Consider the following 22,478-nt stretch of genomic DNA (forward strand, 5'->3'; position numbering starts at 1 on the left):
CTCTGTTGCGAATGCAAGGACTATCAAACCGGTCCGGAGCGGTGATCGCTCCGGGCCACATTTCCAGCCTCCAGCTTAGTTCTGGTGAGAATGCGGCTCGTCGGTGTGGCGGCCGTCGTACTGCAGGTCCAGCTCGCGAATCGCCTCCTGGCCCTTCGTCGGATCGACAAGCCTGAGAAGCGCGTCGATCTTGGCCTCCATCCGGTCGGTACTCTCCTTCGATTGCGGCGATCCGACGAAGAGCAGGAACGCCAGGCCACCGACCTGCCAGAGCAGCTGCAGGAATTCCGACTGCCAGTTCTCGAGCGTATCGCGGCTCATCTCGATCAGATAGCCGCCGAACTCGGGCGGTTGGCCAAGCGCTCGCTGCTCGTCGAGATAGGCGAACCAGCCGAAAACCCAGTGGCCGACAAGCGAGATGATGAAGAAGCCGAGGGTAATCCAGGCATAGCTGTAAGCCCGCCACACCGAAGGTCGCTTCACGTTGCTCGCCGGCCTGCTGTCGTCACCGCTTGGCATTGTCGCTGTCCGATGCCGAGCGAGCCAGGAACTGCCCCGTAGTTGCGGGCAGCTTGTTTTTCAGCCACTCGGCCATCGCCTCCTCTTCACGCAGATTTTGTTCGCAGGCCCGGGCGATCTCCGTTTCGCCGAGGGACTCGGCGGTTGCGATGAGGATCGTGTAGGAGGCGATCTCCATATGCTCGAACGTGTAGCTCGCCAGTGAGCCTTTCATCACCTCGTCGTCGGCGAAGACGCCGCTCAGGGACTGCGCCATCGCCAGCAGCTTGCCGCCGGCGTCCTTCAGCGCGGATGTATCTTCGCCGAGTCTTTCCAGGCAGGTTCCGAGGCGCGCGGCGTGTCCCTTCGTCTCATCGAGGTGCAGGCTGATGCGCTTACTGAGCTCGGGATAACTCTCCAGCCGATTGAGCTGGCCGTTCAGCATGGTTTCGGCCTGCTCCTCCATCGCATGCGCATCCTTGAGCCATTGGACGAGCCATTCACGGGTGCCTGGCATCGGTTTTCCCCTGTGCTTGTTTCGCCGCAACAACCATTGGGGAACGAGGTTGGTTCCTTCGTTGATAGAGCCGGGCGGAGCGTTCTGCTGGATTGGGGCAGCCAGAATTTATCGGTGGCGAAGAAAGCGCCAACGATCGCTCATCGGTGCGGAGAGCCCCCGAGCAGGCGAATCTACTACCAGAGTTCGTAATTCCTTGCTTTCTGACGGCAGTTATGCTATTGATTTGCCCATGGTGCTGATTTGCGCCGACGACCCGCCGCTGAGGCGGGTTTTTCGTTTCGGCAGTGGACAGAGCGGCATGATTCTGCTATCAGCCGCCACAATTCGCGGTGTAGATCGCCGCAGAGGCAAGTGACTATGGCCACTTGCCTGTTGTTAACAAACCCGAAAGACAGGATTGCCCGTGCAGGTACTCGTCCGCGACAACAATGTTGACCAGGCGCTTCGCGCGCTCAAGAAAAAGATGCAGCGCGAAGGCATCTTCCGCGAAATGAAGATGCGCGGACATTATGAGAAGCCCTCCGAGAAGCGCGCCCGCGAAAAGGCGGAAGCCGTCCGCCGCGCCCGCAAGCTGGCCCGCAAGCGCGCCCAGCGCGAAGGCCTGCTGCCGATGACGCCGCGCCCGGTGGCGGCTGGTGCTGCTGGTGCCGGTGCTCCGCGTCCGCCGCGGTTCTGACGCCAATTTTTCGTCCTTTTCGAAGGATACCCAAGGTGGCGCGATGCGTAATCGCCGCCACCTTTTTGTTTTGAATTCGACCAGTTCGCAGAGGGCCGGTTCGGAGAGGGAACAGACCTGACGGCGCGGGCGGGCAGTGAGGACAGAGCAGACATGAATGCAATAAGCGTGGAGCGCAGAACCGCAATGCGCGGCTTCGCCCTGACGGCAACCTTGCTTTCCGGGCTTGCGCTCGCCAGCTGCCAGACAGCAGCCCCGACCGGCGAATTCACCAACATCGACAGGGCGCAAGGGTCGGCCGAGAACATCTCCTCGCTGTCGGCCGTTATCCAGCGCAGTCCTCAGGATCCGGAAGGTTACAATGTGCGCGGCTCGGCCTATGGCCGCGGCGGCCAGTACCAGGCGGCGCTCAAGGATTTCAACACCGCCATCCAGCTCAATCCGAATTTCTACCAGGCCTATTCGAACCGCGCTCTCATCCAGCGCTTCCTCGGCGACCAGGCGGCCGCGCTTGCCGACTACAACCGCTCGATCCAGATCAATCCCGACTATGACGCCGCCTATATCGGCCGCGGCAATCTCTACCGCAAAGCCGGCCGTATCCAGGAAGCGTTCAACGATTTCCAGAAGGCCATCCAGCTCGACACGACAGATGCGCGCGCCTATCACAATCGCGGCCTGATCTATCAGAGCCAGGGCCAGCACGCTTTCGCCATCGAGGATTTCTCGACCGCCATCTCGCTGGCGCCGGACGCCGCCGACCCCTACAATGGCCGCGGCCTCTCCTATCTCGCGACGAACGACGAGGACAATGCCTTCGCCGACATCAACATGGCGATCAAGCTCGACGGCAAGAATGCCGAGGCTTGGTCCAACCAGGCGCTGATCTACGAGCGGCGCGGCGACAAGGCCAAGGCGGCAAAATCCTATCGCGAAGCCGTGCGCCTCAGCCCCACCTACCAGCCGGCCAAGGACGGCCTGGCGCGCACCAGCACCGGCTGACCGACGGCGGCTTTTCGGCCTGATATGGCAGGCTTGCCGTTCGGCGTGCCTTAACCTTCAATGACTTGTGCATTGGCCCGCCTTGATCGCGCCAAGTTCTCGGCGGAACGCTCGGGATGTTCAGCCGTTGTTCAAGGCAATTCGCAAAAAGGACCCCTCCCATGATCAAGAAACTCGCCTGTGCCGCCGCCCTCGCCGCCACGGTGCTCGCTGCCCCTGCCAGCGCGGGCAGGCTGGAGCTCGGCGTGCTCGACTGCACCATCGACGGCGGTACCGGCTACATCGTCACATCCCACAAGGGCGTGGCCTGCACCTTTCGCCCCCATCATGGCGGTCCCCCCGAAGCCTATACCGGGGTCATCTCCAAGCTCGGCGTCGACGTCGGCAGGACCCACCAGGGCGAATTGATATGGGCGGTTCTGGCGGCCACCCGCGATCGTGATTCCGGCGATCTTGCCGGCAACTATTATGGCGTCAACGCCGAGGCCAGCCTGGTGACCGGCGGCGGCGCCAACCTTCTGGTTGGCGGGCTGAACAGCGCCTTCTCGCTGCAGCCTCTCAACGTACAGGCGCAGACCGGCGTCAACCTGGCAGTCGCCGTCACCTCACTGCAACTGATCCACTCTTTCAAATGAGCGCCATAGCGTAGCTCTGCATGCGGCGCGCAACAGGATAGGACTGTTCCGCGCCGCACGACTTTTGGGAACCGCCGTGCCCAAGGAAGATCATCGCTGACGCCATGATCGCCAATCTTGACATCCCGCCTTCATCACCTCAGCGCACCCGCAAAAAACCGCTTGAGCTCAACTGCGGTTGAGGTCTTACAACCCGTTCCCGAAGCGCCGTGTACCCAATTAATGCATGTCGCGCAAAAGTGTGCAGCGGTTTGGCGATAACGACATGCATAAAACAACAACCTAAAGCGAGTCGCATGAGGTCGGTCGAACGCGACGCGCTTTGGAGACGAAGAGCGCTCCACCATTTTTTGAATCGGCGTATGAGAAAATTCGGGAGGGCGGGGTGACCGAAACCAGCACAAACAGGGTCGATTGGCGCGCGCTGTGGGCGAGCGGCGATCTGGCGCGCTTCTGCTTCATCAGCCTCGGCATCCTGCTGCACGCCACCAACGAAACCATGGTGGCAACGGTGATGCCGGCCATGGTCGGCGAACTCGCCGGCGTTCAGCTGGTCGGCTGGTCGCTAGCGATCTACGAACTCGGCGCCATCGTCGCCGGCGCCGCCGCCGGACGGCTGGTGAGCTATGTCGCGCTGCGCACCAATTTGGTGGTCGCCGCCCTGCTCTATGCGGCCGGCGCCCTGGTCTGCGCCATCGCGCCCTCCATGCCGCTGTTCCTGGCCGGGCGCCTGATCGAGGGGCTTGGCGGCGGCGCGCTGGTGTCGCTGGCCTACGTCTCGGTCGAGCGGCTGTTTCCACGCGCCATCTGGCCGCAGCTTTTCGGCGTCATGTCGGCGATCTGGGGCGTCGCTGCCTTCAGCGGCCCGGTACTCGGTGCGTTGATGACCGAGTTGCTCTCCTGGCGCTGGGCTTTCGGGGTGTTCACGCTTGGCGGCGCGGCCATGGCGTTGGCGAGCTTCATCGTGCTCGACACGCCTGAGGCCACCCGGCCGCAGGCGATCGCTGGAACGGCGCCGCCCTTCCCCTTTGCCGCGCTCGGCTGCCTTGCCGTCAGCGTCGTGCTGATCGCCACGGCCGGTGTCGACATTGCCCTGCTGCGCTCATCCCTGCTGCTCACGTTCGGCCTGATCGGGCTTGCGCTGTTCATCCGCATCGACGCTCTGAAGCCGGCCTCGCGGCTGTTCCCGTCGCAGCTGTTCTCATGGCGCTCGCCGGTCGGTTTAGGCATGACCATGGTCGCCGCCTTTTCGGTGGCGACCTGTTCCTTCGCCGTCTACGGGCCGCTGCTTCTGACCAGCCTGCACGGCATTCCGATCCTGACCACCGGCTATATCATCGCCGCCGAATCGATCGCCTGGTCGATGCTGTCGATCCTCGTCGCCAATGCGCCGCCGGAACGCGAGAGGCTGATCATCACCGGCGGCGCGCTGATGATCGCGGCCGGCATCGCCGGTTTCGCCTACGCCGTGCCGGCCGGCTCGATTCCGCTGATCCTGTTTTGCGCCTTGCTGCAAGGCGGCGGCTTCGGCATTGCCTGGCCCTTCGTCACGCGCGTGATCGTCGCATCGGCCAGGGACGGCGAACGAACGATCGCCTCCGCCGCCGTGCCGACGATGCAGCGCATCGGCTATGCGGTCGGTGCCGCGTTGACCGGCATCGTCGCCAACGCCAGCGGTTTCTCAGAAGGCCTGAACCGTGAGGCGGCGGCAAATGTCGCCACCTGGCTGTTCCTCGCCTTCGTGCCACTCGGGATTCTGGGTTGCCTTGCAGCGCTGAGGATCTCGGGGCCGGCGGAGCTGCCAATCTCCCCCCTCGTGGGGGAGATGCCCGGCAGGGCAGAGGGGGGCGCGAAGGATCGCCAGACGTGGCCTTAACCTACCCCATTACGAGAGAGCGCAGTCCTGCTATTTCGAGCGCCGCTGCGGACACGATCTTGGAAAGGTCGGCGGGACAGCGCCCCCTCTGGCCTGCCCTCTTTGCCACCACTTGGCATCTCCCCCACAAGGGGGGAGATTGACTAGACGACAACCGTCTTCAGTCGTTCGGCAATCAAGGCGGCCAGCCGCGTGGCCACCTCGTCCTTGCTCATCTCGGGCCATTCGTCGACACCGGCCTTCGAGACGATCCGCACCCGGTTGCGGTCGCCACCCATCACACCACTTTCCTGGGACACATCGTTGGCGACGATGAAATCGGCGCCCTTCTTCGCAAGCTTGGCCTCGGCGTTGCGGACGAGATCCTGCGTTTCGGCGGCGAAGCCGACGACCAGGCTGGGCCGCTTCCTGTGGTGACCGACACCGGCAAGAATGTCAGGGTTTTCGACCATCTGCAGCGCCGGCGGCCCCTCGCCCGCCACCTTCTTGATCTTCTCGCCGGCCGAGGTCTCGCTGCGCCAGTCCGCAACCGCCGCGACGAACACCGCCGCGTCTGCCGGCAGAAGCTTTTCGACCGCGTCCTTCATCTCGTTCGCGGTTTCGACATGCAGCGTGGTGACCTCAGCCGGATCGGCAATGCCGACCGGACCGGAGACCAGGCGCACATCGGCGCCCAGCCGTGCCAGCGCCGCCGCGATGGCATGACCCTGCTTGCCGGACGAACGATTGGCGATGTAGCGCACCGGGTCGATCGGCTCATGCGTCGGCCCTGAGGTGACGATGATCTTTCTGCCTGCCAGCGGCTTCAGCCTGCTATCGAGCAGCGCCTCGATCGCAGCGACGATCTCCAGCGGCTCGGCCATGCGGCCCTCGCCCGCCTCGTTGCTCTCGGCCATCTCGCCCTTTGCCGGGCCGACGAATGCGACGCCGTCCTTCTGCAATGTCACGCGGTTGCGCCGGGTAGCCGGATGCGACCACATTTTTGGGTTCATGGCGGGCGCCATCAACACCGGCTTGTCGGTGGCGACGAGCACGGTTGAGGCAAGGTCGTTGGCATGGCCGTTGGCGAGCTTCGCCATCAGGTCGGCGGTGGCCGGCGCCACGACGACAAGGTCGGCCTCGCGCGACAGGCGGATGTGGCCGACATCGTGCTCGTCATTGCGGTCGAACAAATCGGTGAACACGTGGTCGGCCGACAGCGCCCCGACCGACAGCGTGGTGACGAATTCCTGCGCCGCAGCGGTCATCACGACACGCACGGCGGCGCCGCGCTCGCGCAGCCGGCGGATCAGGTCGAGCGCCTTGTAGGCGGCGATACCGCCGCCGATGATCAGCAGGATGCGCTTGCCGGAGAGGGTCATGCGGTTTCCCAAGGATTGACTATCTCGACGCCACAATCGGCAAAGTCGACAATATTTCGAGTGACTACCGCAAAGCCGCGCGAGCGGGCAATCGCTGCGATCTGCGCGTCGAATTCACTGATTGGATGTCCAAGACTCCGCCTATGAGGCACAATCTCCGCATAGACTTCCGCTTCACGGTCTCCGAATGCAAGTACAGGCGTCCTCAGCCATGTCGTAAAGAATGCCCTGATGACGCTGTTCAATGCGGCCTTGCGTTTTCCATCTGGCATATTGGCAAGGCCAACGAGCAATTCTGCCTTGGTCATGGCTGTGACGTACGAGCGATTTGCGAGTGAGCTATCCATCCACACGGCCACACCGGGGTCTGGGCGCGGCTTGAAAGTTTCTGAAATAACGTTCGTATCTAGCACGAACATGGTCAATCGAATTTCGGCGGCGTGCGTGCGGGACCGCGTTCCGGCAACTCAATATCGAATCCGCCATAAGGCTCAACCAAATGGCGAATCGCCGTGTAAAGAGTCACGCCTTGCGAGTTGTGGTCCGAGCCATCGGACAAGACGCTCTTCGCGAGGACGCTCCGCGCTTCCTCTTCCATCGACACCCCCCTTACCGCAGCGCGCTCGCGCAATTTTTGCTTCACACTGTCGTCGAGATTACGGATCGTGAGGGTACCCATGGCGTTCTCCTTTCCCACTCAACATAATCAATGACAAGGTCGCTTTCAATGAAAGCAACGCTAGCACTGCTGTCATTGCTTACATTCAGAGCAGCTTCCAGGCGATAAAGGCCAGCGTCAGCGCGATAATCCACAGCGCCAGCCTGCCTGAGCGGGTGTAGTGCGCCTCGGCCTTGCCGATGGCGTGCGCCGTCCTTTCGTCGAAACGCAGCCCGTGTTCGGCCATCAGATCGATCTCGCGCGACAGCCGCTCGGTGCGGGCGGCAAGGTCCGGCGCCTGGCGGGCCAGCGCCAGCAACGCGCCGGCGCCGTCGCGTGCGTCGGCCAGCAGGGCTCGCGGACCGAGATTGCCCGATATCCAGCCGCCGACCACCGGTTCTGACGCCTTCCACATGTTGAATGCCGGGTCGAGCGTGCGGGCAACGCCCTCGACCACCACCATGGTCTTTTGTAGCAGCACCAGCTCGGACCGCGTAGCCATGTCGAAGAGGTCGGTGACCTCGAACAGAAGCGCCAACAGCTTGGCCATCGAGATGGTTTCGGCCGGCTGGCCGTGGATCGGCTCGCCGATGGCGCGGATCGCCTGGGCGAATGCCGCGACATTATGCTGGCGCGGCACGTAGCCGGCCTCGAAATGCACTTCGGCGACGCGCAGATAGTCACGGGTGATGAAGCCGTAGAGAATTTCGGCGAGGAACCGGCGCTCCTTCTTGCCGAGCCGGCCGGCAATGCCGAGATCGACAGCGACGATGGTGCCATCGGGCTCGACGAACAGGTTTCCCGGATGCATGTCGGCGTGAAAAAAACCGTCGCGCAGCGTATGGCGCAGGAACGACTGGACCAGATTGGCGGCGATCGCCTTGAGATCGTGGCCGGCGGCAGTGAGGCCGGCAATGTCGTTCAGCTTGATGCCGTCGACCCATTCCATGGTCAGTACGTCGCGGCCGGTGCGTTCCCAATCGACGGACGGCACGCGAAAGCCGGGATCGTCCTTGGTGTTTTCGCCGAGCTCCGAAAGCGCTGCCGCCTCGAGCCTCAGATCCATCTCGATCTTGGTGGTCTGCGCCAGCGTCTGGGTCACCTCGACCGGCCGCAGCCGGCGCGACGACGGGATGTATTTTTCCTGCAGACGGGCGGCGAGGAAATAGCTTTCGAGGTCGCGAAAGAAACGGCGCCGCACGCCCGGCCGGATAACCTTCACCGCGACCCGCGAACCGATGCCGTTCTGCAAAGTTTCGGCGGTATGGACCTGAGCGATCGAGGCCGCGGCGACCGCCTCGCCGAAACTGGCGTAGAGCTCGCCGACCTTGCGCCCGAGCGAGGCCTCTATCGCCGCAATGGACTCGGCCTGCGGAAATGTCTGCATCTTGTCCTGCAGCATGGCCAGATCGAGCGCTATGTCGTTGCCGACGACATCGGGCCGTGTCGCCAGGAACTGGCCGAGCTTGACATAGGATGGGCCGAGCCGGACGACCGCCTTGGCCAGCCGATCGCCGCGCTCGTAGGCAAGCGCGCGGCGGCGGGTTAACAGCCGTGCCACCCGCCAGCCGAATTTCGGCAGGCCGAAGAGCTCATCGCCCGGCAAGGCCGCGACGACGCCTTCGCGGATCAGCACCCAGCCGGCCCGTACGAGCCTGAGGCCAGCGCCGACACTGCTCATGATTGCACCAGCCCTGCCGGTTTCTTAGACCGGCGAAGGGCTCCCCGCGGATGAAAAATTCGGGCCAGCCTCAAAGCTTCCAGCCCGAATGAAGCGCAGCTATGCCGCCGGAATAATTGCGATAGGAAGCGCGGTCGAAGCCGGCGCGGGAAATCATCGCCGCGAAATTCTGCTGATTGGGAAATTTGCGGATCGATTCGACAAGATAGGCATAGGGCTCGCCTTCGCCGGTCACCGCCTTGCCGATCCTGGGGATGGCGTTGAACGACCACGCCTCGTAGAACTTGTCGAGCAGCGGCATGTCGACCTCGGAAAATTCGAGGCAGAGAAATCGCCCGCCGGGCTTCAGCACGCGATAAGCTTCGGCCAGCGCCACATCGATGCGCGGCACGTTGCGAATGCCGAAAGCGATCGTGTAGGCGTCGAAACTGGCCTCAGCGAAAGGCAGTTCCTCGGCATTGGCCTCGACGAAATCGGTGTTATCAGTCAGGCCCTTTTTCTCGGCCCGGTCGCGGCCGACGGCGAGCATCGAGCCGTTGATGTCGAGAACCGTGGCATGGGCGTTCCTGCCGCTCGCCTCGACGATGCGGAAGGCGATGTCGCCGGTGCCGCCGGCAACGTCGAGAACGCTCCAGCCTGGTCGTTTCGGTGGATTGAGCCATGTCACCATGGCGTCCTTCCACAGCCGGTGCAGGCCGCCCGACATCAGGTCGTTCATCAGATCGTAGCGGTTCGCCACCTTGTGGAAAACGTCGTTGACCAGGGACTGCTTCTCGCCTGCCCCTACACGCTTGAAACCATAGGACGTTTCCATGCCGCCAACGGCCGTGGTTCTCTCTACCGACATTATTTTTGATCCGCCATAAAACCGGCGGGACCATAGCCGATCGATGGTGCCGACGCTATTGTTTAAGGCGCGGTGTTCGGCCGCGCTTCCCGGTCGTGGAATCATGCTTATGGGTGCGCGACCTGGACTGACCTGACGGGATGACTGCATGCCTTTGAAAGCGGAACTGCACTGCCATATCGAAGGGGCAGCGGCGCCCGAACTCGTCATCCGCCAGGCTCAGAAATACGGCAAGGACACCTCGCCTTACATTCAGGACGGCTCTTTCGTCTGGCACGACTTCACCTCCTTCCTCGCCGCCTATGACTTCTCCTCCGACCTGTTTCGCACGGAAGAGGACTATGCGCGGCTGGCCGACCATTATCTGACCAGCCTCGCCCGCGACGGTGCGATCTATTCCGAGATCTTCACTTCGCCGGACCACGCCGGGAAGGCCGGCCTGTCGCCCAAGGCCTACACGGACGCGCTCGGCGAAGGCATGACGCGCGCCAAGGCCAAGACCGGCATCGAGGGCCGCATGATCGTCACCGGCGTGCGCAATGCCGGCGTCGAATCGATCGAGCAGGCGGCGCGCTTCGCCGCTCGTTGCGGGCATCCGCTGGTCACCGGCTTCGGCGTCGCCGGCGACGAGCGGATGGGCGATCTGGAGGACTATGTCAGGGCCTTCGAAATCGCGCGCGAGGCCGGCCTTGGCATCACCGTCCATGCCGGCGAACTGATGGGCTGGGAGAGCGTCGAGGCCGCACTCGACCACATCCGCCCCTCCCGCATCGGCCATGGTGTGCGTGCCATCGAGAACCCCGACCTTATCCGGCGCGTCGCCGACGAAGGCGTCGTGCTCGAATGCTGTCCGAGCTCCAACATCGCGCTGAAGGTCTTCGACAGTTTCGCCGATCATCCTTTTCCGGCCCTGTTGGCGGCAGGCTGCAAGGTGACGCTTAACTCCGACGATCCGCCCTATTTCCGGACGTCGCTGAAGCGCGAATACGATATTGCCGCCGAGCATTTTTCGATGAACGACAAGGCGCTCGCCGCCGTCACCAGAACCGCCATCAACGCCGCCTTCGTCGACAAGAAGACCAAGGCAATGCTGCTGGGCCGGCTGGACGGCAAGAGCCGGTGAATGGTGAATGGTGAATGGTGAATGGTGAATGGTGAATGGTGAACCCGGCACTTCGGTCCGTCAACCGAACCAAGGACTCGCAAACCTACTCACTATTCACTATTCACCATTCACTATTCACCTGCGCAGCTAGGAGAACACCATGCAGGGCGTCACCGTCGTCGACCACCCGCTTGTCCAGCACAAGCTGACCATCATGCGCAAGAAGGAAACCTCGACGGCCGGCTTTCGGCGGCTGTTGCGGGAGATCTCACTGCTGCTCGGCTACGAGGTCACGCGCAACCTCGAACTGACGACGACGACGATCGAAACGCCGATCGAGACGATGGAAGCGCCGACACTGGAGGGCAAGAAGCTGGTTTTCGCCTCGGTGCTGCGCGCCGGCAACGGCCTGCTCGAAGGCCTGCTCGACCTGGTGCCGGCGGCGCGCGTCGCCCATATCGGTCTCTACCGCGACCACGAAACGCTGGAAGCGGTCGAATATTTCTTCAAGGCGCCGAGCGATCTCGCCGACCGGCTGGTAATCGTCGTCGATCCGATGCTGGCGACTGCCAATTCGGCGATCGCGGCGATCGACAAGTTGAAAGGGCGCGGCGCCACCAACATCCGCTTCCTCTGCCTGCTGGCGGCGCCAGAAGGCCTCGAGCGCTTCATCAAGGCGCATCCCGATGTCCCGGTCTTCACCGCTTCCATCGACCGCCAGCTCAACGAGAAGGGCTACATCATGCCCGGCCTCGGCGATGCTGGCGACCGCATGTACGGGACCAAATGACCGTGCCGCTCGTTTACCGATCGTTTACGCAAACGGCCGCTTTCCGCATCTATTAAAGCGGCAGACACCATGCCGCGATAAGCATGGGCCTTCACGAAGGCCGGTCCATGCTGCGCAATCTTCTCATCCTTGGCGTGCTCGCCGTAGCATCGGCGTCGTTCCCGATGCTCTATCAGTCGAATCCGCAGATGTTCGAAGGCCTGCTGAAATCGGCGGTCGGCACCAGGCCTGCGGTCGAAACGCAGACGCATCTGAACCTGGCCACGGTTCCCGACAGACCGGCGACGCCGCTCGGCCGCAAGGTCGTGATCACCGCCGACGCGCGCGGGCACTTCATGTCTGCGTTCAAGCTCAACGGCCGTCAGGTCGACGGCATGATCGATACCGGCGCGACGCTCGTCGCCATCAACAGTTCGACGGCGCGCAGGATCGGTATTTCGCTGAACGCATCGGACTTCAAACACCAGGTCAATACCGCCAACGGCGCCATCAAGGCTGCCCTGGTGACCGTCGATCGGCTGCAGATCGGCAAGATCACGGTCGACGGCGTCCAGGCGGTGGTGCTCGACGACAAGGCGCTGCGCACCAACTTGATCGGTCTGAGCTTTCTCCAGCGGCTGGAAAGATACCAGGTCGAGAACGGCGCGCTGCTGCTCGTCCAGTGAACCATGATCCCGAACCGCAGGTCCGCGTCAGCGAAAAGTGGAAACCGGTTTCGGAAAGATCATGGTCCAATAAAAAAGATCACCCGCGCGGCAGAATCCGCCGAATGACGGTTTTTTCCGCAGGTTGCTTCGAAGCGCCGATCGCATAGGCCGAAAGCACGGCGGCGGCGGCCGCCTCGGCATCCCCGGCATTGCGGGCATGGACCAGCGCCAGTGCCTCACCGGCCCGCACCTCCGCGCCGACCGGCAGCAGCCGGGTGATGCCGACCGCATGGTCGATCCTGTCGTCCGGCCGTATGCGCCCGCCGCCAAGCCCGACCACGGCGAGGCCGATGTCGCGGGTAGCGATGCCGGTGACGAAGCCGTTTTCGGTCGCCTCGACCGCAAACTCCGTCGCCGCCTTCGGCAGGTATTTTTCCGGATTCTCGACAAAATCGACCGGACCGCCGAGCGCCGCCACCATGCGCGCGAAGACGGCTGCGGCACCGCCGCCGGCAAGCGTCTCGGCAACGCGCCGCATGCCGTCCTGGTTGGACGACACCAGCCCGGCCGACTGCAGCATGTCTGCGGCCAGCGCCAGCGTCACATCCTCCAGCCGCCGGTCGCGGAAGCGGCCGGTGAGGAAATCGACGGCATTGCGCACCTCGACGGCGTTGCCGGCTGCCGACGCCAGCGGCTCGTTCATGCCGGTGACCAGTGCTGAGGTCTTCAGTCCGGCGCCATTGGCGACTTCGACCAGGCTGTTTGCCAGCGTCGTTGCATCGCGCGACTTTTCCATGAAGGCGCCGTTGCCGACCTTTACGTCGAGCACCAGCGACTGCAGGCCGGCGGCCAGTTTCTTCGACAGGATCGAGGCGGTGATCAGCGGCACCGATTCGACGGTTCCCGTCACGTCGCGGATCGCATAGAGCCGGCGGTCGGCGGGCGCGAGATCGGCGGTCTGGCCGATGATGGCGCAGCCGGCTTCGAGCACTGCCTTGCGGAAGCCCGCCAAGTCCGGCTGGCTGATATAGCCGGGGATGGCATCCATCTTGTCCAGCGTGCCGCCGGTATGGCCGAGACCGCGGCCGGAAATCATCGGCACATAGGCGCCGCAGGCGGCGACGATCGGCGCCACCATCAGCGAGACATTGTCGCCGACGCCGCCTGTCGAATGCTTGTCGGTGACCGGGCCCGGCAGGTCCGACCAGTCGAGCACGTCGCCCGAATCGCGCATGGCCAGCGTCAGAGCCACCGCCTCGTCGCGGCTCATGCCGTTGAAGAACACCGCCATGGCGAACGCCCCGACCTGCCCGTCCGAGACGGTGCCGGCCGTCACACCTTCGATGAAGCTGGCGATCTCCTGCGTCGACAGTCTGTGGCCGTCGCGCTTGCTGCGGATGATTTCCTGGGGAAGCATCAGGCCGGGACCTTACGCTCCGGCAACCCATCCTGGAACACACGCTGCAGGATCGTCGCCAGACGCGCGCCGCCGACCGGCGCCATGTCCTTGGTCTCCTGGTGCGAAAGCTCCGCCCCGGTCATCCCTGCGGCGAGATTGGTGATGACCGAGCAGGCGGCGACCCGCAGGCCGAGGAAGCGGGCGAGAATGACCTCCGGCACGGTCGACATGCCGACGGCGTTGGCGCCCATGACACGCGCCATGCGGATTTCGGCGGGCGTCTCGAAGCACGGCCCGGAAAACCACATATAGACGCCCTTGTGCAGGGCGGTAGCCGTCGCCTTCGCCGCCGCCTCGATCGCCGCGCGAAGGCCGGCGTCATAGGCTTCGGTCAGGCCGACGAAGCGGCGCTCGCTCGGCTCGCCGATCAGCGGATTGGTGCCCGAGAAATTGATGTGGTCGGTGATCATCATGACCGATCCCGGCCCCATGCCCGGATCGACCGAGCCGGCGGCATTGGTGAGGATCAGTTGCGAGATGCCGAGGCCGGCAAGCACCTCCAGCGCCGGCCGCATCGCCGCCGCGTTGCCGTGTTCGTAGTAGTGAGCGCGACCGGACAGCATCAGCACTGGCGTGCCGGCAAAACGCCCCGCCACCACCTCGCCGGCATGGCCGGTGACGCCGCTTCTGGGAAAGCCCGGCAATTCGGCATAGGAAATGCTGACGGGATCCTCGACCTGCTCGACAAGCCCGCCAAGACCCGAACCCAGCACCAGCGCGGTGGCGGGCGCCAGCCCGTCCAGCCTTTCGACGAGACGATCAAGCGCTTCCTTCATTTCAACCAGCTCTTCATTTCAACATATCGCCCTGAAAGGCGTAGGGCAGCATCTCGCCCATGGTCACGGTCTCGACCACGCCGGCGTTATCGCAAAGATAGAGCCTGGTTTCCGGCCGGCAGAATTCGGCCAGCCGCTGCCGGCAGCCGCCGCAGGGCGAGCATTTCGCCGTGCGCTCGGCGATCACCGCGATCTCGGTGATCCTGCCGCCGCCGGCCATGATGTAGTGGCCAAGCGCCGTGGTTTCGGCGCACCAGCCTTCCGGATAGGAAGCGACTTCGACGTTGGCGCCGGTAAAGATGCGGCCGTCCTCGGTGCGCAGTGCCGCCCCAACCGGGAATTTCGAATAGGGCGCATAGGCCTTGGCCATGGCGGCCTTGGCCGCTTCGAACAGATCATGAGACATTGTTTTTCCCTCGCATGATCTTGTCCGAAACCCGGCTTCCACTTTCGCTGACGCGGACCTGCGGTTCGAAATCACGCTTAGCGTTCCTTGACATAGGGCACGCCGCCGGCGCGCGGCGGGATCGCCTTGCCGATGAAGCCGGCGAGCAGGATGACGGTGAGGATATAGGGCAGCGCCTGCATGAGTTGCACCGGCACCTTGCCGATCAGCGGCAGCGGCGTGCCCTGCAGGCGGATCGACAGCGCGTCGAGGAAGCCGAACAACAGGCAGGCGAACATGGCATTGACCGGCTTCCACTTGGCGAAGATCAGCGCGGCCAGCGCGATGTAACCCTTGCCGGCGGTCATGTCCTTGACGAAGCCGCCATTCTGCACCATCGACAGATAGGCGCCGGCAATGCCGGTGAGCACCCCGGTGCAGATCAGCGCCCGGTAGCGCAGCCAGGCGACCGAGATGCCGGCGGTGTCGACCGCGGCCGGGTTCTCGCCGACCGCGCGCACGCGCAAGCCGAAGCGGGTGCGGAACAGCACCCACCAGGTGAACGGCACGGCGAGGAAGGCGACGTAGACCAGCACGGAATGGCCGGAGATCAGTTCCGAATATATCGGGCCGAGGATCGGCACGCCCCTGACCGCATCCGCACCCGGCCAGATGATCGCCCCGAACCGCTCGTCCGAGGCAAGAGCTGGTGTACGTCCACCTTGCTGGAACCAGGCCTGGCCGAGCATAATCGTCGATCCGGCGGCGATGAAATTGATCGCCACGCCGGAGACGATCTGGTTGCCGCGATGGGTGATCGAGGCAAAGCCGTGGACCAACGCGAAAGCGACCGAGATGAGAATGGCCATGCCGAGGCCGATATAGGCGGAATGGAAGACGGAGGCGGAGGCAGCACCGGCGAAGGCGCCGACCAGCATCTTGCCCTCGAGCCCAATGTCGAAAATGCCGGCCCGCTCCGAATAGAGGCCGGCGAGGCAGGCGAGCAGCAACGGCACTGACAGGCGGATGGTCGAGTCCAGAACCTGGATGATGGCGTTGAACAGATCCATCTCAGGCACCCTTCCCCTTGATCGCTTCGATGCCGACAGATTTCGGGCTGAGCGAGGCGAACAGCGCCTGGACATAGGGCCGGAACATATGCTCGAGCGCGCCGGCGAACAGGATGACCAGGCCCTGGATGATGACGATCATGTCGCGGCTGATCGCCGGCATCTCGAAGGCGAGTTCGGCGCCGCCCTGGTAGAGCATGCCGAACAATATTGCGGCGAGCACGATGCCGACCGGGTGCAGGCGCCCCATCAGCGCCACTGCGATGCCGACGAAACCGGCGCCCGACACGAATTCGAGCGCGACATTGTGCTGGTCGCCCATCGTCGGGTTGAGCGCCATCATGCCGGCCAGCGCACCAGAAATCATCATCGCAATGATGATGATGCGAGTCTCCGAAATGCCGGCATAGCGCGCCGCTTTCGAGCTGTGGCCGTAGGTGCGCATCTCGTAACCGAGCCTGGTGCGCCAGATCAGCACCCAGACCAGGAACGCCATGGCCAGCGCCAGCAGGAAGCTGATGTTGAACGGCGCCGAGCGGATCTTGGCGCCGAACAGTTCGATGACCCAGTTGAGCTTCGGCAGTTGCGCGCCGTCGAGGAAGGTACGTGTCTGCGGCGCCATCGAAATGGCCGGCTTCAAGAATCCGACCAGTGCGTAGACCATGACGCTGGCAGCGATGAAATTGAACATGATGGTGGTGATGACGATGTGCGAGCCGCGCTTGGCCTGCAGATAGGCCGGGATCAGCGCCCACAGCGCCCCCATCGCCGCGGCGGCGACGATCGCCAGCGGGAAGGTGAGCCACCATGGCAGCACGCTGTCGAAGGCCAGGCAGATGATGCCGATGCCGAGACCGGCGATGTAGCCCTGGCCCTCGCCACCGATGTTGAACAGGCCGCAATGCGCCGCAACCGCCACCGAAAGCCCGCTGAAGATGAAGGTGGTGGCGTAGAACAGCGTGAAGGCGATGCCTTGCCCGCGGCCGAAGGCGCCCTCGACCAGGACGACGGCCGCGCGGAACGGATTTTCGCCAACCAGGAGCACGACGAAGCCGGCGACGACGAAGGCAACGGCGAGATTGATCACCGGGATCAGCCCGTAGTCAGCCCAGGCCGGCAGCTTGGCGTAGGGCGTGCTCATTCCGCCGCCTCCCGCTGCTCGACGCCGGCCATCAGCAGGCCGAGCTCGCCTTCGGTCGCCTCGGGGCCGCGCTCGCCGACGATGCGGCCGGCAAACATCACCAGGATGCGGTCGGACAGCGAGCGGATCTCGTCGAGCTCGACCGACACCACCAGCACCGCCTTGCCCTGGTCGCGCATGGCGATGAGCCGCTTGTGGATGAATTCGATGGCGCCGACATCGACGCCGCGCGTCGGCTGGCCGACGATCAGCACGCCCGGATCCTGCTCCATCTCCCGCGCCAGCACGATCTTCTGCTGGTTGCCGCCGGAGAAATTCGCGGTCTTGAGCCGGCAGTCCGCCGGGCGGATGTCGTATTTGGCGATCTTGTCCCTGGCGTCGTCGCGGATGGCGTCGATGTCGAGGAACGGCCCCCGGAGGTACCGCGGATCGTCGTGATAGCCGAGGATCGAATTCTCGTTCTCCTCGAAGGCCAGCACCAGCCCGACATGATGACGGTCTTCCGGGACATGGGCGAGGCCGCGGTCGCGCAGCTCGCCGGGATCGGCGGCCCCGGTCAGGTCGATCGGCTTGCCGTCGAGCATGACGGAGCCCGAGATGGCGCGCCTGATGCCGGAAATCGCCTCGAGCATTTCGGATTGCCCGTTGCCGGCGACGCCGGCGATGCCGACGATCTCGCCGGCGCGCACGTCGAAGGAGACGTCGTCGACCATGGTGACGCCACGAGAATCCTTCACCGTCAGGTTCTTGACCGCGAGCTTGACCCCGCCGGCTTCCGCCTCGCCCTTCTCGACCCTGAGCAGCACGCGCCGCCCGACCATCAGCTCGGCCAATTCCCCGACCGTGGTCTTCGTGGTCTGCCTGGTCGCCACCATCGTGCCCTGGCGCATGACCGAGACCGTGTCGGTGATCGCCATGATCTCACGCAGCTTGTGGGTGATCAGCACGATCGTTTTGCCCTGCTCCTTCAGCTGCCTGAGGATGCGGAACAGATGGTCGGCTTCTGCGGGCGTCAGCACGCCCGTCGGCTCATCGAGGATCAGGATCTCGGCGCCGCGATACAGCGCCTTGAGGATTTCGACGCGCTGCTGCAGGCCGACCGGCAACTCCTCGATGATCGCATCGGGATCGACCTCGAGCCCGTATTCGCGCTCGAGCCGTTCCAGCTCGGACCGCGCCTTGGCGATGCTCTTCTTCAGCAGCGCATCGCTTTCGGCGCCGAGAATGACGTTTTCCAGCACTGTGAAATTGTCGACCAGCATGAAATGCTGATGCACCATGCCGATGCCGAGCGCGATGGCGTCGTTGGGCGATTTGATCGACGCCGGCTGGCCGCCGACGCTGATCTCGCCGCTGTCGGCCTGATAGAACCCGTAAAGAATCGACATCAGCGTCGACTTGCCGGCGCCGTTCTCGCCGACAATGCCATGGATGGTGCCGCGCGCGATCTCCAGATTGATGTCGCGATTGGCGCGCACGGCGCCAAAACTCTTGTTGATGCCGATCAGCTCGATTGCGGCTTGCGCCATGCAGCCTGTCCCACTCGTATTTTTTATCGCTTGGTCAAAACGCCTAGCATGACGCCCCGTCTGTGCCAATTGCCGGAGCATCGTTCACTCTCGACAAATCCCGCCATGCTTGTCAATTTCCAAAGGTGGCCGCAGCCTGCACAATCGCCTGATCGAGGATTTCAAATGACCATGCCCGACGACCGGCTGACGACGCTGGAAATCCGCGCCGCCGAGCAGGAGAAGACCATCGAGGAACTGTCCGGCCAGATCGCCGAGCAGTGGAAGGTGATCGAGCGCATGCAGCGCAAGCTCGATGCGCTGGCCGACCGCTTCCTGGCGCTGGAGGAACAGGCCGCACCCGACGTGCCGGTAACCAGGCCGCCGCATTGGTGAGCTTGCGGATAAGAAAAAAACCGCCGGGTTTTCACCCGGCGGCTTCGATCAGATCCGCAATCTCGCGATCAGTAGCAGGGCTATCGCAGGTGGAAAGGCTTTCGCTCTTCGATGTACCCCCACCCCTAACCCCTCCCCACAAGGGGGAGGGAGACTTCCGTTGACGCTGACCTCGGCAAAATGGCTTCGTTTTCGGTGCCGAGGGGAAGTAAAAGGAGCGCGGCAGCGTTCCCTCCCCCTTGTGGGGAGGGTTAGGGTGGGGGTCCTCTTCGCAAGAAACCGGTGGGGGTCCTCTTCGCAAGAATCCTGCAATCAATAAGGGCAGGAATTGTCCGACATGTAGTCGTGCACCTTGATGGTGCCGGCGATGATGTCGGCCTTGGCCTTTTCGACCGCCGCCTTCATCGCGTCGTCGACAAGCGCCTTGTTGTTGTCGTCCATGGCGTAGTCGACGCCGCCTTCCTTAAGGCCGAGATCGTTGATGCCGCCGGTGAATTTGTCGTTCTTGGCGTCCATGAAGGTGTTGTAGACGGCAACGTCGACGCGCTTGACCATCGAGGTCAGCACCTTGCCGGGCTGCAGTCCATTCTGGTTGGAATCGACGCCGATGCCGAGCTTGCCGGCGTCGGCCGCCGCCTGCAGCACGCCAACACCGGTTCCGCCTGCCGCCGCGTAGACCACGTCGGCGCCCTGGTCGATCTGGGTCTTGGCGATCTCGCCGCCCTTGGCCGGATCGTTCCAGGCCGCCGGCGTGTCGCCGGTCATGTTCTGGATGACGTCGGTGGCGCCGGCCGCCTTGGCGCCGCCGACATAGCCGCAGCCGAATCGGCGGATCAGCGGAATGTCCATGCCGCCGATGAAGCCGACCTTTTTGGTCTTCGAAGCCATCGCCGCCATCACGCCGACGAGATAGGAGCCTTCCTGCTCCTTATAGACGACGGAGCGGACGTTGGGCTTGTCGACGACCATGTCGATGATGGCGAATTTGGTCTCGGGAAACTCGACCGCGATCTTCTCCAGCGCATCCGCCCAGGAGAAGCCCGCCATGGCGATCGGATTGCGGCCATCCTCGGCGAAACGGCGCAGCGCCTGCTCGCGCTGGGTCGCGTTCGAAACCTCGAATTCCACATAGGCGATGCCGGTTTCGGCCTTGAACTTTTCGGCGCCGTTGTAGGACGCTTCGTTGAACGACTTGTCGAACTTGCCGCCGAGATCGTAGAGAAGTGCTGGCTGGATGTCCGCGGCGAAGGCCGGAAGAACCATCGCAGTTGCGGCCAGGAGGCCGAGAACAATACGTTTCATGTGATCCACACCCTGTCGGTTATTTTTCCGTTATGCACCGCCTGCCTGCGCGGTTCCCCGGCAGGCATGCGACATCAGACAGGAGTGTCTTCCTCCCGCTTCGGGCCAATCTGGCACGGCCCGAAGCAAAATTCACGCGGAATTTTGACCTGTTGGAAAAGCCGGACGCCGCATCCCGGCGCCACGGATCATCGTCCCGCCAAGGCCTCAGGCCGAGACAGCAGCCGGGATGGCGCAGGCGACGCCGGTGCCCTGCAGATTGCAATAGCCGTAGGGATTCTTCGCCAGATATTGCTGGTGGTCTTCCTCGGCGAAGTAGAATTCCGGTGCCGGCGCGATCTCGGTGGTGATCTTGCCGCGCCCGGCGCCGCGCAACGAGGCCTCGTAGGCGTCGCGCGAGGCGATCGCCGCCTCGTATTGCGCATCACCGAACGTATAGATCGTCGAGCGGTAGGTGGTGCCGACGTCGTTGCCCTGGCGCATGCCTTGCGTCGGATCATGGCTTTCCCAAAACAGCTTCCGAAGCTGTGCATAGGACACGATCTTCGGGTCGTAGACGACCAGCACGACTTCGGCATGGCCGGTCAAACCGGTGCAAGTTTCCTGGTAGGTTGGGTTGGGGGTGACGCCGCCGGCATAGCCGACGGCCGTGACCCAGACGCCCTCGACCTGCCAGAACATACGTTCCGCGCCCCAGAAGCAGCCCAGCCCGAACATCGCCTTCTCCAGCCCGTCGGGATAGGGGCCCTTGAGCGGCCGGTTCGAGACAAAATGATTGGATGCCGTCGGGATAGGATTGGCGCGCCCCGGCAGCGCCTCGGCAGGTTTTGGCAGGTTGAGCTTCTTGTTCAGCATGTCGCTGAGAAACATGTGCAGTCTCCCTTTCTCTTTGGTTGGAGCGTTCTCTGTTGTTGGGGACGCCAGAAGGTCATCGACAACAAATCATCAAGTCTAGGCGAACCGCCCGGTCGGCCGCTCCCGCCTGTGGCCGATCATGTAAAAAATGAAGGCAAGCCCCGCGAACACCGCGAAACCGGGCTGGTTGAGCACCCAGGCGATGGCGCCGTCCCACAGCAGCGGACCAAGCCTGTCGCGGACAAAGCTTTCGAAGGCGCTTCGCGTATCCGGCGAGGCGGCGAGCCAGCTCGTGTTGAGCGGTGTCATGACCAGCGCGGAGGCCGCCACCGAGCGCGTCGCGTCGACCACCGCCATGATGACCGAAATCGAAAGCGCAACCATTGCGGCAAGACGGAAGACGAAGCGGAACACCCAGACCTTACCTCCCCGCAAGCTTATCAGAAATATCTGTATCGGCCTGACAAATAGGTTCTGCGCGCCTTATCCGCAATCGCGCCACGCGAAGTTGAACCTACTCCGCCGGTTTTCGCCGCTGAGGCGTCGGTCGGCTAAGACGACGACGCCGAGCGCGGCGATGGGCTTACCTATCCGGCAAAGCGAATAGAGTGCTGTTATGTCTTGGCATTCGGCACCGGATCGACTAGATGAGCCCCGCGCCTGTTGCTTTGACGGCTCAGGTGCGGGGAAGGTGGCTGCTGGTTGCGGCGCCTATGGTGCGGAGTTCCGGACCGGGAATCCCCTAAGGGAGACGGCATCTCCCCAACCCGCGCGGCGAAACCGGCCGCGGTGAAAATGCCAGGACGGAGAGGTGGCCGAGTGGTTGAAGGCGCACGCCTGGAAAGTGTGTTTACGGGAAACCGTAACGCGGGTTCGAATCCCGCTCTCTCCGCCAGTCAGTTTCCCTAAGAATCATTTTGTTTTCTGGTCCTTGACCACATTCGCTGCGGCACTCGTCGCAGCAACGGCCGGCTCGGCCGCCGCCGAAGCGCCTTTCGAGGGCACCCGGCAACAACTATTTGAAGCTATTGTAAAATACCCTGACGATGTCGCAGCGTAATAACCTAATATGCGTGCAGCTCGATTCCCTTATAGGAGTGCAGCTTAAAGCCTAACAAGTGCGCAACAAAAGACCTTTAGCTCCAAACTAATCCCGCGACACAGTGACTTTGACAGGTTGGAAGCCGACCGGCATTGGCCCTTGAAAGTTCAGTGGCCAATCTCAGCGGCAAATCGCAACCCCTCGAGATTGGCTCAGACATACCTCCCTTCGGTCGAGTAGAGGCGATG

At 63.4% G+C, this 22,478-nt stretch carries 24 protein-coding genes and 1 tRNA gene; 9 read left to right on the plus strand and 16 right to left on the minus strand.

Features of this window, described 5'->3' with window-relative positions; translation table 11 throughout:
* Window positions 1–75: 75 nt before the first annotated feature.
* Window positions 76–519: a DUF6766 family protein gene (locus NMG80_RS12600; RefSeq protein ID WP_254018396.1), complete on the minus strand. Its 444-nt coding sequence runs from the start codon at window positions 517–519 to the stop codon at window positions 76–78.
* The gene (locus NMG80_RS12605; RefSeq protein ID WP_254018397.1) at window positions 506–1,015 is read right to left on the minus strand and encodes a YciE/YciF ferroxidase family protein; all 510 of its coding nucleotides are present in this window, start codon (window positions 1,013–1,015) and stop codon (window positions 506–508) included. Before NMG80_RS12605 ends, NMG80_RS12600 begins: the two co-directional genes overlap by 14 nt.
* A 406-nt stretch (window positions 1,016–1,421) precedes the next feature.
* On the opposite strand from NMG80_RS12605, the gene rpsU reads away from it, so the two are divergent.
* From rpsU to NMG80_RS12625, 4 genes are all read left to right on the plus strand, one after another.
* Window positions 1,422–1,694 carry a 30S ribosomal protein S21 gene (gene rpsU, locus NMG80_RS12610; RefSeq protein ID WP_023675331.1) on the plus strand — a complete coding sequence of 91 codons (273 nt, stop codon included), beginning with the start codon at window positions 1,422–1,424 and terminating at the stop codon, window positions 1,692–1,694.
* A 153-nt stretch (window positions 1,695–1,847) separates the two neighbouring features.
* The gene (locus NMG80_RS12615; RefSeq protein ID WP_254018398.1) at window positions 1,848–2,696 is read left to right on the plus strand and encodes a tetratricopeptide repeat protein; all 849 of its coding nucleotides are present in this window, start codon (window positions 1,848–1,850) and stop codon (window positions 2,694–2,696) included.
* 161 nt (window positions 2,697–2,857) lie between these two features.
* Window positions 2,858–3,331 (plus strand): DUF992 domain-containing protein, encoded by a 474-nt coding sequence (locus tag NMG80_RS12620; RefSeq protein ID WP_254018399.1) that lies wholly within the window; start codon window positions 2,858–2,860, stop codon window positions 3,329–3,331.
* Between the two features lie 385 nt (window positions 3,332–3,716).
* A complete protein-coding gene (locus NMG80_RS12625) occupies window positions 3,717–5,207 on the plus strand; it encodes an MFS transporter (protein WP_254018400.1) in 1,491 nt (496 codons plus the stop codon).
* Window positions 5,208–5,350: 143 nt separating this feature from the next.
* On the opposite strand, the gene coaBC is transcribed toward NMG80_RS12625, so the two are convergent.
* The 5 genes from coaBC to ubiE all read right to left on the minus strand — a co-directional run bounded on the left by coaBC (window position 5,351) and on the right by ubiE (window position 9,754).
* Complete coding sequence (gene coaBC, locus NMG80_RS12630) at window positions 5,351–6,568, minus strand: bifunctional phosphopantothenoylcysteine decarboxylase/phosphopantothenate--cysteine ligase CoaBC (protein WP_254018401.1); 1,218 nt, start codon at window positions 6,566–6,568, stop codon at window positions 5,351–5,353.
* Entirely contained in the window at window positions 6,565–6,987 is a 423-nt protein-coding gene (locus tag NMG80_RS12635; protein ID WP_254018418.1) for a type II toxin-antitoxin system VapC family toxin, read from the minus strand. Before NMG80_RS12635 ends, coaBC begins: the two co-directional genes overlap by 4 nt.
* Before the next feature lie 2 nt (window positions 6,988–6,989).
* The gene (locus tag NMG80_RS12640; protein ID WP_254018402.1) at window positions 6,990–7,247 is read right to left on the minus strand and encodes a FitA-like ribbon-helix-helix domain-containing protein; all 258 of its coding nucleotides are present in this window, start codon (window positions 7,245–7,247) and stop codon (window positions 6,990–6,992) included.
* Window positions 7,248–7,332: 85 nt separating this feature from the next.
* Window positions 7,333–8,907 (minus strand): 2-polyprenylphenol 6-hydroxylase, encoded by a 1,575-nt coding sequence (gene ubiB / locus NMG80_RS12645; RefSeq protein ID WP_254018403.1) that lies wholly within the window; start codon window positions 8,905–8,907, stop codon window positions 7,333–7,335.
* Between the two features lie 70 nt (window positions 8,908–8,977).
* Window positions 8,978–9,754, minus strand: coding sequence for a bifunctional demethylmenaquinone methyltransferase/2-methoxy-6-polyprenyl-1,4-benzoquinol methylase UbiE (gene ubiE / locus NMG80_RS12650; protein ID WP_254018404.1), 777 nt, complete (start codon window positions 9,752–9,754; stop codon window positions 8,978–8,980).
* Between the two features lie 148 nt (window positions 9,755–9,902).
* Between ubiE and NMG80_RS12655 the strand changes: the two genes are divergently transcribed.
* The 3 genes from NMG80_RS12655 (at window position 9,903) to NMG80_RS12665 (ending at window position 12,314) form a co-directional block, all read left to right on the plus strand.
* Window positions 9,903–10,877, plus strand: a complete 975-nt coding sequence (locus NMG80_RS12655) for an adenosine deaminase (RefSeq protein WP_254018405.1) — start codon at window positions 9,903–9,905, stop codon at window positions 10,875–10,877.
* Between the two features lie 142 nt (window positions 10,878–11,019).
* Complete coding sequence (gene upp / locus NMG80_RS12660) at window positions 11,020–11,649, plus strand: uracil phosphoribosyltransferase (protein ID WP_029348092.1); 630 nt, start codon at window positions 11,020–11,022, stop codon at window positions 11,647–11,649.
* 107 nt (window positions 11,650–11,756) lie between these two features.
* Window positions 11,757–12,314 (plus strand): TIGR02281 family clan AA aspartic protease, encoded by a 558-nt coding sequence (locus NMG80_RS12665; protein ID WP_254018406.1) that lies wholly within the window; start codon window positions 11,757–11,759, stop codon window positions 12,312–12,314.
* Between the two features lie 79 nt (window positions 12,315–12,393).
* Here the strand turns inward: NMG80_RS12665 and deoA are convergent, their stop codons facing one another.
* The 6 genes from deoA to NMG80_RS12695 form a co-directional block, all read right to left on the minus strand.
* Window positions 12,394–13,713 carry a thymidine phosphorylase gene (deoA, locus tag NMG80_RS12670; RefSeq protein WP_254018407.1) on the minus strand — a complete coding sequence of 440 codons (1,320 nt, stop codon included), beginning with the start codon at window positions 13,711–13,713 and terminating at the stop codon, window positions 12,394–12,396.
* Entirely contained in the window at window positions 13,713–14,531 is an 819-nt protein-coding gene (locus NMG80_RS12675; protein WP_254018408.1) for a purine-nucleoside phosphorylase, read from the minus strand. Before NMG80_RS12675 ends, deoA begins: the two co-directional genes overlap by 1 nt.
* Before the next feature lie 13 nt (window positions 14,532–14,544).
* Window positions 14,545–14,937 carry a cytidine deaminase gene (cdd, locus tag NMG80_RS12680; RefSeq protein ID WP_254018409.1) on the minus strand — a complete coding sequence of 131 codons (393 nt, stop codon included), beginning with the start codon at window positions 14,935–14,937 and terminating at the stop codon, window positions 14,545–14,547.
* A 77-nt stretch (window positions 14,938–15,014) separates the two neighbouring features.
* Window positions 15,015–15,986 (minus strand): ABC transporter permease, encoded by a 972-nt coding sequence (locus NMG80_RS12685; protein ID WP_254018410.1) that lies wholly within the window; start codon window positions 15,984–15,986, stop codon window positions 15,015–15,017.
* 1 nt (window position 15,987) lies between these two features.
* Window positions 15,988–17,127 carry an ABC transporter permease gene (locus NMG80_RS12690; protein ID WP_254018411.1) on the minus strand — a complete coding sequence of 380 codons (1,140 nt, stop codon included), beginning with the start codon at window positions 17,125–17,127 and terminating at the stop codon, window positions 15,988–15,990.
* The gene (locus tag NMG80_RS12695) at window positions 17,124–18,656 is read right to left on the minus strand and encodes an ABC transporter ATP-binding protein (protein ID WP_254018412.1); all 1,533 of its coding nucleotides are present in this window, start codon (window positions 18,654–18,656) and stop codon (window positions 17,124–17,126) included. The genes NMG80_RS12690 and NMG80_RS12695 overlap by 4 nt, the downstream gene beginning before the upstream one ends.
* 165 nt (window positions 18,657–18,821) lie before the next feature.
* Here NMG80_RS12695 and NMG80_RS12700 point away from each other — a divergent pair, with 165 nt between their 5' ends.
* Window positions 18,822–19,031: a SlyX family protein gene (locus NMG80_RS12700; protein ID WP_254018413.1), complete on the plus strand. Its 210-nt coding sequence runs from the start codon at window positions 18,822–18,824 to the stop codon at window positions 19,029–19,031.
* Between the two features lie 312 nt (window positions 19,032–19,343).
* Here NMG80_RS12700 and NMG80_RS12705 read toward each other — a convergent pair whose 3' ends face one another.
* From NMG80_RS12705 to NMG80_RS12715, 3 genes are all read right to left on the minus strand, one after another.
* Window positions 19,344–20,333: a BMP family lipoprotein gene (locus NMG80_RS12705; RefSeq protein ID WP_254018414.1), complete on the minus strand. Its 990-nt coding sequence runs from the start codon at window positions 20,331–20,333 to the stop codon at window positions 19,344–19,346.
* Between the two features lie 207 nt (window positions 20,334–20,540).
* Complete coding sequence (gene msrA / locus NMG80_RS12710; RefSeq protein WP_254018415.1) at window positions 20,541–21,203, minus strand: peptide-methionine (S)-S-oxide reductase MsrA; 663 nt, start codon at window positions 21,201–21,203, stop codon at window positions 20,541–20,543.
* Window positions 21,204–21,284: 81 nt separating this feature from the next.
* A complete protein-coding gene (locus NMG80_RS12715; RefSeq protein WP_254018416.1) occupies window positions 21,285–21,602 on the minus strand; it encodes a hypothetical protein in 318 nt (105 codons plus the stop codon).
* A 391-nt stretch (window positions 21,603–21,993) separates the two neighbouring features.
* On the opposite strand from NMG80_RS12715, the gene NMG80_RS12720 reads away from it, so the two are divergent.
* Window positions 21,994–22,083: transfer RNA gene (locus NMG80_RS12720), tRNA-Ser, on the plus strand.
* Window positions 22,084–22,478: the final 395 nt, after the last annotated feature.

It is taken from the genome of Mesorhizobium escarrei (genome assembly GCF_935825525.1).
Classification (GTDB): domain Bacteria; phylum Pseudomonadota; class Alphaproteobacteria; order Rhizobiales; family Rhizobiaceae; genus Mesorhizobium; species Mesorhizobium escarrei.

What these genes read in the sequence shown, in the direction of transcription:
- NMG80_RS12705 (WP_254018414.1), bottom strand. Translation starts at nt 20,333, where the DNA reads ATGAAACGTATTGTTCTCGGCCTCCTGGCCGCAACTGCGATGGTTCTT.
- msrA (WP_254018415.1), bottom strand. Translation starts at nt 21,203, where the DNA reads ATGTTTCTCAGCGACATGCTGAACAAGAAGCTCAACCTGCCAAAACCT.
- NMG80_RS12640 (WP_254018402.1), bottom strand. Translation starts at nt 7,247, where the DNA reads ATGGGTACCCTCACGATCCGTAATCTCGACGACAGTGTGAAGCAAAAA.
- NMG80_RS12615 (WP_254018398.1), top strand. Translation starts at nt 1,848, where the DNA reads ATGAATGCAATAAGCGTGGAGCGCAGAACCGCAATGCGCGGCTTCGCC.
- NMG80_RS12605 (WP_254018397.1), bottom strand. Translation starts at nt 1,015, where the DNA reads ATGCCAGGCACCCGTGAATGGCTCGTCCAATGGCTCAAGGATGCGCAT.
- NMG80_RS12635 (WP_254018418.1), bottom strand. Translation starts at nt 6,987, where the DNA reads ATGTTCGTGCTAGATACGAACGTTATTTCAGAAACTTTCAAGCCGCGC.
- NMG80_RS12700 (WP_254018413.1), top strand. Translation starts at nt 18,822, where the DNA reads ATGACCATGCCCGACGACCGGCTGACGACGCTGGAAATCCGCGCCGCC.
- ubiB (WP_254018403.1), bottom strand. Translation starts at nt 8,907, where the DNA reads ATGAGCAGTGTCGGCGCTGGCCTCAGGCTCGTACGGGCCGGCTGGGTG.
- NMG80_RS12665 (WP_254018406.1), top strand. Translation starts at nt 11,757, where the DNA reads ATGCTGCGCAATCTTCTCATCCTTGGCGTGCTCGCCGTAGCATCGGCG.
- cdd (WP_254018409.1), bottom strand. Translation starts at nt 14,937, where the DNA reads ATGTCTCATGATCTGTTCGAAGCGGCCAAGGCCGCCATGGCCAAGGCC.
- NMG80_RS12675 (WP_254018408.1), bottom strand. Translation starts at nt 14,531, where the DNA reads ATGAAGGAAGCGCTTGATCGTCTCGTCGAAAGGCTGGACGGGCTGGCG.
- coaBC (WP_254018401.1), bottom strand. Translation starts at nt 6,568, where the DNA reads ATGACCCTCTCCGGCAAGCGCATCCTGCTGATCATCGGCGGCGGTATC.
- NMG80_RS12695 (WP_254018412.1), bottom strand. Translation starts at nt 18,656, where the DNA reads ATGGCGCAAGCCGCAATCGAGCTGATCGGCATCAACAAGAGTTTTGGC.
- NMG80_RS12690 (WP_254018411.1), bottom strand. Translation starts at nt 17,127, where the DNA reads ATGAGCACGCCCTACGCCAAGCTGCCGGCCTGGGCTGACTACGGGCTG.
- NMG80_RS12655 (WP_254018405.1), top strand. Translation starts at nt 9,903, where the DNA reads ATGCCTTTGAAAGCGGAACTGCACTGCCATATCGAAGGGGCAGCGGCG.
- upp (WP_029348092.1), top strand. Translation starts at nt 11,020, where the DNA reads ATGCAGGGCGTCACCGTCGTCGACCACCCGCTTGTCCAGCACAAGCTG.
- NMG80_RS12620 (WP_254018399.1), top strand. Translation starts at nt 2,858, where the DNA reads ATGATCAAGAAACTCGCCTGTGCCGCCGCCCTCGCCGCCACGGTGCTC.
- NMG80_RS12685 (WP_254018410.1), bottom strand. Translation starts at nt 15,986, where the DNA reads ATGGATCTGTTCAACGCCATCATCCAGGTTCTGGACTCGACCATCCGC.
- deoA (WP_254018407.1), bottom strand. Translation starts at nt 13,713, where the DNA reads ATGCTTCCCCAGGAAATCATCCGCAGCAAGCGCGACGGCCACAGACTG.
- ubiE (WP_254018404.1), bottom strand. Translation starts at nt 9,754, where the DNA reads ATGTCGGTAGAGAGAACCACGGCCGTTGGCGGCATGGAAACGTCCTAT.
- NMG80_RS12600 (WP_254018396.1), bottom strand. Translation starts at nt 519, where the DNA reads ATGCCAAGCGGTGACGACAGCAGGCCGGCGAGCAACGTGAAGCGACCT.